Source organism: uncultured Ralstonia sp., assembly GCA_913056305.1.
Lineage (GTDB): Bacteria > Pseudomonadota > Gammaproteobacteria > Burkholderiales > Burkholderiaceae > Ralstonia.
In genome coordinates this window covers 1-8138 of sequence record CAJXMR010000208.1, presented here as the reverse complement: position 1 = coordinate 8138, position 8138 = coordinate 1, and the positions used below count along the sequence as shown (strand labels likewise).

The following is an 8138-nucleotide window of genomic DNA, read 5'->3' as shown; positions in this document are numbered from 1 at the left end:
CGGCAAAGATCGGGTTAATCAGCAGCGGCACGTGGCCGAAGATGTCGTGGAAGCAGTCCGGCTCTTGTAGGTAGTCGAGCTGGTCCGGACGGCGCATCCACCAGCTGGCCGGGAAGCGGCGGTTGGCGAGGTGGTCGAAGAAGACCTCGTCCGGCACCAGGCCCGGCACGGCGACGATCTGCCAGCCGGTGGCGCGCATCAGCGTCTCGTTGAGCTGGTCGAACGACGGCACGGCGTCGCGGCTCATGCCCAGCGTCGACAGGCCTTGCAGGAATTCATCGCAGACGCGGCCCGGGAGCAGCGCTTCCTGGCGGTCGTACAGCGTGCGCCAGGTGGCGTGGTCGGCCGTGGTGTAGCGGTGCACCGGCTGCGCCATGGTGAAGTCCGCGCGCAGCGTCTGGCCGTCCAGGCCTTCGGCGAACTGTTCTTTCAGCTTGTCGGTCAGGGTGCCGGTAAAACCGGCAGGAGCCGCGTTTGAGGACGCGTCGGGGGCGGTGGTTGCGATGGCCATGGTGATGTTGGGCTCGAATGCAATCGGAATGCGGCCAGTGTATTGGGGAGGCCACGCGGATTGGCCGCAAAACCAGCGCCGATCGCACGTCGTTTGCGGAATTCATGCAAAATCCGCTCTATCAATGCTGGAGATGTGCATGATTTCCTTGGATACCTTCGATCTGGCCCTGCTGGCGGCCCTCCAGCGCGATGGCCGCGCGACCCATCAGCAGCTTTCCGAGCAGGTGCACTTGTCGGCCAGCCAGGTTGGGCGGCGCCTGGCGCGGCTCGAATCCGAAGGGGTGATTGAGGGGTATCGCGTGGTGCTGTCGCCGACCGGGCTGGGGCTGGGTGTGACGGTGTTCGCCAGTGTCAAGCTCGCGCACCATGGCGACGCCATCGTCGAGCGCTTCCGCGAGGAAATCATGCTGCTCGACGCGGTACAGGAGTGCTACTCCGTGGCGGGGGATGCGGACTACATGCTGCGTGTGGTGGTGGCGGACTTGCCGGCGCTGTCGGAGTTCGTCATGCGCAAGCTGATGCGCGTGCCGGGGGTGGACAACGTGCGTTCCAATATTGTGCTGACCGCCCTGAAGCGGGATGGCGCGCTGCCGCTATCCCACCTTGGTGGGTAGGCATTCGGACTTCGGGCGCCTTGCGCCCGGGTGGCTGACGTGTCACGCTGCACAGGTATTTGACGGGGAGACAACGATGGTCGAAGGACACACCACGCAGCCGGCGCCTGCGCCGGCGCATCGCACTGGCGGCTACGGCATGCCGTTGCGCCTGCGCGCGTGGTGGGTGGCCGCGGCGGTGGCGGGGGTCACCTACGGCGGCATGCTGACCATGGTGGCGGTGGAGGTGCCGCCCGGCACGCCGTTGGCCGGGCGCATCGTCGCGCAGCCGCTGTGGAAGATGTTGATGGCGCTGCTGCTGGCACGCGCGGCGTCACTGCATGAGGTGCCGCGCGAGCGCCGCTGGCTGGTGGGTGCGCTGTTGTTCTCCGCACTGGGCGATCTGTGGCTGGCGCTGCCGGGCCTGAAGATCTCCTTCATGGCCGGCCTCGGCTCGTTCCTGCTGGCGCATCTGTGCTACCTGCGCGTGCTGGTGTCGCTGCGTGGCGAATCCTCGCCGCTGCGGCTGATCGCGGTGGGCGCGATGCTCGGGGTGGCAGCGGGCATGCTGGTGTGGTACTGGCCGGGCCTGGGCGAACTCAAGGGGCCGGTCATCGCCTACATGACCGTGCTCTCGGCGATGGTGTGCGCGGCCTTGCTGGCACGCCTGCCGGGGCCGCTCACCGTGTGGGGCGCGCTGGCCTTCGCCGCCTCCGACGCGATGATCGGCATCAGCGTCTTCGTGTTCCCGTTCACCGACCACGAGCTGGCGATTTGGTGGAGCTATGCCGCCGCCCAGCTGTTGATCACCGCCGGCCTGCTGACGCGGCGCGCGCCACCCCAGCCGCGACACGCGGTGCCCGCGCAGGCGCCGGCTGCGGCCTGATCGATTCCCCCCCCCCGTTTCCCGTTCTCCTCCATCCCCTGAGCGGAGGCACCATGCTGCAGACCTTCGATGCGGCCGCGACAGCGGCGCGCCTGCCTTATGCCGCGCTGGCCGACGCCATCGCCCAGGTGTTGCGTGACGCGCGCGCCGGCCGTGCCCGGGCTCCCGCGCGGTTGGTCATGCCGGTGCCGGGCCCGGGGAGCCTGCTGCTCATGCCGGCCTGCAATGCCGACATCGCCATCACCAAGATGATCACCGTGCATCCGCACAACGCTTCGCACGGGCTGCCCGCCATCCACGGCGAGGTGGTGGTGATGGACGCCCAGACCGGCGTGCGCCGCCTGCTGCTCGACGGTCCGACGGTCACGGCGCATCGCACCGCGGCGGTGTCGCTGCTGGCCGCTCGCCTGCTGGCGCCGCAGCCGGCAGGCGATCTGCTGCTGATCGGTGCCGGCGCGCAGGCGCGGGCGCACCTGGAGGCCTTCCGCATCGGGCTCGGCACGCGGCGCGTCACCATCATCGCGCGCACCCTCGACAGCGCCGAGGCATTGGCCGCCCACGCCCGCCGGCTGGGGATGGAGGCTGCCGCGCTGGCCGGCGGCAATGCATCCGGTGTGGCCGAAGCCGCGCGCACGGTGCTGCCGGACCGGCCGCTGGTGATTACCGCCACGCCGTCCACCGAGCCGGTGCTGCCCGATCTGGCCGAGCTGGGCGCTTCCGCCACCGGCTACCGCTGGGGTCCGCGGCATTTCATTGCCGCCGTCGGCGCCTTCCGGCCCGACATGGCCGAGTTGCCGCCACGCCTGTGCGTGCAAGCGGCGGCATCCGACCGGCTCTTTGCCGACACCCTGGTCGACCTGGAGGTCGAGGCCGGCGACCTGCTGCAGGCCGGCGTGCCGTGGTCGCGCGTGCGGCCACTGCAGCAGTGCATCGACGTCGCGCCCGATGCCATCCCGCCCGCGGCGGCAGCCGTGCCGGTGGTTTTCAAGAGCGTGGGCAGCGCCTTGTGGGACCTTGCGGCCTGCGTGCTGGCGCTCTCAAAGGTCAAACCTGTTTAAAAACACAACGCTTGACGAAGATCACCGCCAGAACTGTGTTTTTCGTGCCGCTTGTAACAGGAAACCTCTAGGAAAAGGGTTCTAGCCAAGGCAATCAGGCGGGATAATGGCCGTCCCTCCGCCAGGGAGGAGACTTAAAACGCACGCGCAACGTTTGCGCTGAAAGCGTTTCATACAGGAGCACAGCAGACATGACCTATAAGAAAGCACTGGCGGTCGCCGCCGGGATGATTCTCTCCGCCGCTGCCCACGCCCAAAGCGCGGGTAGCAACGTTGTGAGCCTGGGCTGGTTCCACATCGCCCCGAACAGCTCGAGCGATCCGCTGTTCGTCAAGAGCGTCGGCCCCATGCCCATCAATGCTCCGGTGGCAGGCACCGGCGCCAAGATCACTGACGGCGATACGCTGGGCCTCGCCTTCACGCACTTCTTCACCGACAACCTTGCCGCTGAATTCGCCGGCGGCATCCCGCCGACGCACAAGATCAACGGCACGGGCACGTTCGGCGGCTTTGGCGAGCTTGGCACCGCCAAGCAGTGGAGCCCGACCATCCTGGTCAAGTGGTACTTCGGCGGCGCCGAGACCGCACTGCGCCCGTACGTGGGCCTGGGCGTGAACTACACGTGGTTCACCGATGCGAAGATCACCAACGGCGCCTTCCAGACCATGGTGCTGGGCCGCGGCACGCCGGGCAGCTCGAGCTCGGTGTCGACCGACAGCTCGTGGAACCCGGTGGTCAACGCCGGTGTGACGTATGCCTTCAACCGCAACTGGCTGGTCGGCCTGTCGGTGTCGTACCTGCCGCTCAAGACCACCGCCTCGATCGACACCACGCTGGCCAACGGCGTGCATATCCAGAGCGAAGCGAAGATCAAGATCAACCCGGTCGTGACCTTCCTGACCGTCGGCTACCGCTTCTAAGCGAAGCCATCGGCCACAAAAAAGGCGTGCCATCGCGGCACGCCTTTTTGTTTGTCAGCACCAACTTAGGCGAAGGCCTTGACCGGGTAACCGGCCTCCTCGATGGCGGCCTTGAGCACGTCAGCGCCGGCGCCGCTTTGCACGACGACGGTCTGGCGGGACAGATCGACCTGCACCTGAGCGCCGGCGTCGACCTTCTGCACGGCGCGGGTGACGGCGGCGACGCAATGGCCGCAGCTCATGCCTTCAACGGAAAACGTGGTCATTCGAGACTCCGAAAGCGAGGGGGGGGAAGGGAACACGGTTTGCAGTATGAACCTTCCCACCATGGGAAGCGCAAGTGTAAGATGAGGCTTGACCTTACCAACATGGGAAGGTCCAGGCTGCTGCCATCTTCCACGAATCTGTCCTTGCCATGACTGCCGCCGCGCTTGCCGACGCCCCATCGCTCGATCTGGAAATCAGCGGGATGACCTGCGCCGCCTGTGCCGGCCGGGTTGAACGCGCGCTGCGTGCCGTGCCCGGTGTGACCGAGGCCAGCGTCAACCTCGCCACCGAACGCGCCCGCGTGCAGGGTGCGGCGGCGGGAGACCTCCTGGTCGCTGCCGTGGAGGCCGCTGGCTATGACGCGCGCCTCGCTTCGGAGGCGCATGCCGCGCCGGCTGTTCCTGAACCCAGCTTCTGGGACGGTGCCGGCCCGGTGTGGATGGCTGCAGGGTTATCCGTGCCGCTGGTGGTGCCGATGGTCGCCGGCTGGCTCGGCATTGAATGGATGCTGCCGGCCTGGGTGCAATGGCTGCTGGCGACGCCGGTGCAGTTCGTCATCGGCGCGCGGTTCTACAAGTCGGGTTGGAAGGCGCTGCGCGCGGGTGCCGGCAACATGGACCTGCTGGTCGCACTCGGGACGTCGGCGGCCTATGGCCTGTCGCTGTGGCTGTGGTGGCGTGCGGGCGCCGATGGCATGCCGCACCTGTATTTCGAGAGCGCCGCCGTGGTCATCACGCTGGTGCGGCTGGGCAAGTGGCTGGAAGCACGCGCCAAGCGACAGACCGCGCAGGCCATCCGCGCGCTGCAGGCGTTACGGCCCGAGACCGCCCGGGTGCGCGGCGCGGATGGCACCTTGCGCGACATCCCCATCGCCCGGGTGCGGGTGGGCGACCTGGTGTCGGTGCGCGCGGGCGAGCGCATCCCCGTCGACGGCACGGTGGCCGAGGGTGCCAGCCACGTCGACCAATCAATGCTGACCGGCGAAAGCCTGCCTGTGCCCAAGCGTGAGGGCGACCATGTCACCGCCGGCGCCATCGCCACCGACGGCGTGCTGCTGGTGCACACCACGGCCATCGGCGCGGACACCATGCTCTCGCGCATCATCCGACTGGTCGAAGACGCGCAGGCCGCCAAGCCGCCGATCCAGCAACTGGTGGACCGCGTAAGCGCCATCTTCGTACCGGCCGTGCTGGTGGCGGCGCTGCTCACCCTGGCCGGCTGGGCGATCGCCGGGGCGGGGTGGGAGGCCGCCATCGTCAACGCGGTGGCGGTGCTGGTGATCGCCTGCCCGTGCGCGCTGGGGCTGGCCACGCCGTCGGCCATCATGGCGGGCACCGGCGCGGGCGCGCGGCGCGGCATCCTGATTGCCGATGCACAGGCGCTCGAGCGGGCGCAGCAGGTGGATTTCGTCGTGTTCGACAAGACCGGCACGCTCACCGTCGGCCAGCCGCGCGTGGTGGCGGTGGAGGCCGCTCCGGGCATCGACGCTGGCCAACTGCTCGACCAGCTTGCCGCGCTGCAGGCTGAGAACACCCATCCGCTGGCACAGGCCACGCGCGACTATGTGGCGGTACAAGGCCGCACCGTCATGCCTGCGCAAGCGCCCGAGGTGCTGGCCGGGCGCGGCACGCGCGGCCTCGTGGACGGCACCGCGCTGTGCCTCGGCAATGCGCGCTGGATGGATGAACTGCACCTCGATCGCAGCGCACTGCAGGCGCGTGCCGAGGCATTGGAAGCACAAGGCAACACCGTCTCGTGGCTCGCGCAAGGCGGGCAGGGCGGGGTTCATCTGCTGGGCCTGATCGCCTTTGGTGATGCGCTCAAGCCGGGCGCGCGGGAAGCTGTGGACGCACTGCGCCAGCGCGGCATCCGCACCGCGCTGGTCACGGGCGACAACGCCGGCGCCGCGCGCAGCGTCGCCGAGGCGCTAGGCATCGACGAGGTGGCCGCGCAGGTGCTGCCGCAGGACAAGGCTGCACGCGTGGCCGCGTGGCAGCAGCGCGGCCATGTGATGGCGATGGTCGGTGATGGCATCAACGATGCACCCGCGCTGGCCGCCGCCGACGTCGGCATCGCCATGGCCACCGGCACCGACGTCGCCATGCAGGCCGCCGGCATCACGCTCATGCGTGGCGAGCCGCGTTTGGTGGCGGCCGCGCTGGACCTGTCGGCGCGCACGGTCGCCAAGATCCGCCAGAACCTGTTCTGGGCCTTCGTCTACAACGTGGTGGGGATTCCGCTGGCGGCGTTCGGCTTGCTCTCGCCCACCTTTGCCGGCGCGGCGATGGCGTTCTCCAGCGTGAGCGTCGTCACCAACGCGCTGATGCTGCGGCGCTGGCGTCCGCGGTGGGAAGCCGCCAGCGCCATCGCCCCCCAGGCAGGAGAGGGCGCATGACCCGCACTGATCTGAACGCCAACCAGGGCCCCGTCAATATCGGCGAAGCGGCCAAGACGAGCGGCGTGACCGCCAAGATGATCCGCTACTACGAGAGCATCGGCCTGCTGCCGCCCAGCCCGCGCACCGAGGGCAACTACCGCATGTACGACGCACGCGCGGTGCATGTGCTGCGCTTCATCCACCGGTCGCGCTCGCTGGGGTTCTCGCTGGAGGAGATCCGCACGCTGCTCTCGCTCTGGCACGACCGCGCGCGTGCCAGCGCCGACGTGAAGTCCATCACGCTGCGCCATGTGGCCGATCTCGATGCGCGCATCCGCGAGCTGCAGGGCATGCGCGACACGCTCCTGACGTTGGCCGACGCGTGCCATGGAGATGACCGGCCCGACTGTCCGATCCTGGAGGGCGTGGCAGGGGATCAGGCCACCTGTTGCGGCGCGTCGGACGAGGGGGCGCCAACGCCAGACTGATTCCTCCAATGCAGCAGGCGGCGTCTATGCCACAATCTGGCAACCCAAAGAGGAGACGACGCCCATGACGCAAGCCCCCGCCGTGGCTGGCGCGCTGGAGACACGCCAGCGCATGAAGGATGGCACCGAGCTGTTCGTCCGCACTTGGCTTCCGGCCCCGGAAGCGGGTGTGTCCCGCGGCACCGTCATCCTCGTGCACGGCATGGCCGAGCACTGCGGGCGCTACCCGCATGTGGCGAAGGTGCTGACCGACCTCGGCCTGCGCGTACGAGCCTTCGACCTGCGCGGCCACGGCAAGAGCGGCGGCCCGCGCATGGCGCTCGACGCGCCGGACAACTACCTCACCGACCTCGCAGAAATCCTCGACGCTGCCGTCGCCGAATGGAGCGAGATGCCGTTCGTGCTTGGGCACAGCATGGGCGGGCTGATCGTCGCGCGCTTTGCAACCGCGCGCATCCGGCCGGTGCGCGGCGTGCTGCTGTCATCGCCGGCGCTGCGGGTCAAGCTGCCGCCCGGCACGGGCATCGTGCGCGGCATTCTCTCTGCGATCGCGCCCAAGTTGCCGGTGCCCAATCCGGTGGACCCTGCCAAGCTGTCGCATGATCCGTCCATCGGCGCGGCGTATCGGGTGGACCCGCTGGTGCAGAAGACGATCAGTGCGTCGTTGCTGGAATTCATGCTTAATGCGATTACCCAGGCGCAGCAGGATGCCGCGCGGCTGGAGGCGCCTATGCTGCTGATGGCGGGTGGATCGGACACGATTGTCGATCCTTCCGGCAGCCGGGATTTCTATGCCAATGCGCCGGAAGATCTGCGCACGCTCGCTTGGTTTGAGAGCGGGTATCACGAGATCTTCAATGAGGCGCAGCCGATGCGGGGTGAGGTGTTTGGGAAGATGACGGAGTGGTTGGCTTCTCGGATTTGATGTGAGGTTGGCTTTGGGCTGGTGGTGCATCCCTTCTGTCATCCCCTGCCGGGGCTGACCTACTTTTCTTTGTCTTGCCAAAGAAAAGTAGGCAAAAGAAAGGCGCGCCGA

8 protein-coding genes and 1 pseudogene are annotated in these 8138 nt (G+C 68.2%); 7 read left to right on the top strand and 2 right to left on the bottom strand.

Going from position 1 to position 8138, the window contains the following annotated elements:
- Positions 1-511: pseudogene (locus QZ609_RS21830) on the bottom strand (phenylalanine 4-monooxygenase); the annotation flags it as partial.
- Positions 512-650: 139 nt separating this feature from the next.
- On the opposite strand from QZ609_RS21830, the gene QZ609_RS21825 reads away from it, so the two are divergent.
- The 4 genes from QZ609_RS21825 to QZ609_RS21810 all read left to right on the top strand — a co-directional run bounded on the left by QZ609_RS21825 (position 651) and on the right by QZ609_RS21810 (position 3970).
- Positions 651-1127: an Lrp/AsnC family transcriptional regulator gene (locus QZ609_RS21825; RefSeq protein ID WP_295499487.1), complete on the top strand. Its 477-nt coding sequence runs from the start codon at positions 651-653 to the stop codon at positions 1125-1127.
- 76 nt (positions 1128-1203) lie between these two features.
- Complete coding sequence (locus tag QZ609_RS21820; protein ID WP_295499485.1) at positions 1204-1992, top strand: lysoplasmalogenase; 789 nt, start codon at positions 1204-1206, stop codon at positions 1990-1992.
- A gap of 53 nt (positions 1993-2045) precedes the next feature.
- The gene (locus tag QZ609_RS21815; RefSeq protein ID WP_295499483.1) at positions 2046-3050 is read left to right on the top strand and encodes a delta(1)-pyrroline-2-carboxylate reductase family protein; all 1005 of its coding nucleotides are present in this window, start codon (positions 2046-2048) and stop codon (positions 3048-3050) included.
- Between the two features lie 191 nt (positions 3051-3241).
- Positions 3242-3970 (top strand): OmpW family outer membrane protein, encoded by a 729-nt coding sequence (locus QZ609_RS21810; protein WP_295499482.1) that lies wholly within the window; start codon positions 3242-3244, stop codon positions 3968-3970.
- Between the two features lie 65 nt (positions 3971-4035).
- Here QZ609_RS21810 and QZ609_RS21805 read toward each other — a convergent pair whose 3' ends face one another.
- Positions 4036-4236 carry a heavy-metal-associated domain-containing protein gene (locus QZ609_RS21805; RefSeq protein WP_295499480.1) on the bottom strand — a complete coding sequence of 67 codons (201 nt, stop codon included), beginning with the start codon at positions 4234-4236 and terminating at the stop codon, positions 4036-4038.
- A 149-nt stretch (positions 4237-4385) separates the two neighbouring features.
- Here QZ609_RS21805 and QZ609_RS21800 point away from each other — a divergent pair, with 149 nt between their 5' ends.
- From QZ609_RS21800 to QZ609_RS21790, 3 genes are all read left to right on the top strand, one after another.
- Positions 4386-6632, top strand: a complete 2247-nt coding sequence (locus QZ609_RS21800; RefSeq protein ID WP_295499478.1) for a cation-translocating P-type ATPase — start codon at positions 4386-4388, stop codon at positions 6630-6632.
- Positions 6629-7102 carry a Cu(I)-responsive transcriptional regulator gene (gene cueR, locus QZ609_RS21795; RefSeq protein ID WP_295499476.1) on the top strand — a complete coding sequence of 158 codons (474 nt, stop codon included), beginning with the start codon at positions 6629-6631 and terminating at the stop codon, positions 7100-7102. Before QZ609_RS21800 ends, cueR begins: the two co-directional genes overlap by 4 nt.
- A gap of 64 nt (positions 7103-7166) precedes the next feature.
- Positions 7167-8027: an alpha/beta hydrolase gene (locus QZ609_RS21790; protein WP_295499474.1), complete on the top strand. Its 861-nt coding sequence runs from the start codon at positions 7167-7169 to the stop codon at positions 8025-8027.
- Positions 8028-8138 lie beyond the last annotated feature (111 nt).

What these genes read in the sequence shown, in the direction of transcription:
- QZ609_RS21825 (WP_295499487.1), top strand. Translation starts at nt 651, where the DNA reads ATGATTTCCTTGGATACCTTCGATCTGGCCCTGCTGGCGGCCCTCCAG.
- QZ609_RS21790 (WP_295499474.1), top strand. Translation starts at nt 7,167, where the DNA reads ATGACGCAAGCCCCCGCCGTGGCTGGCGCGCTGGAGACACGCCAGCGC.
- QZ609_RS21810 (WP_295499482.1), top strand. Translation starts at nt 3,242, where the DNA reads ATGACCTATAAGAAAGCACTGGCGGTCGCCGCCGGGATGATTCTCTCC.
- QZ609_RS21820 (WP_295499485.1), top strand. Translation starts at nt 1,204, where the DNA reads ATGGTCGAAGGACACACCACGCAGCCGGCGCCTGCGCCGGCGCATCGC.
- QZ609_RS21805 (WP_295499480.1), bottom strand. Translation starts at nt 4,236, where the DNA reads ATGACCACGTTTTCCGTTGAAGGCATGAGCTGCGGCCATTGCGTCGCC.
- QZ609_RS21800 (WP_295499478.1), top strand. Translation starts at nt 4,386, where the DNA reads ATGACTGCCGCCGCGCTTGCCGACGCCCCATCGCTCGATCTGGAAATC.
- QZ609_RS21815 (WP_295499483.1), top strand. Translation starts at nt 2,046, where the DNA reads ATGCTGCAGACCTTCGATGCGGCCGCGACAGCGGCGCGCCTGCCTTAT.
- cueR (WP_295499476.1), top strand. Translation starts at nt 6,629, where the DNA reads ATGACCCGCACTGATCTGAACGCCAACCAGGGCCCCGTCAATATCGGC.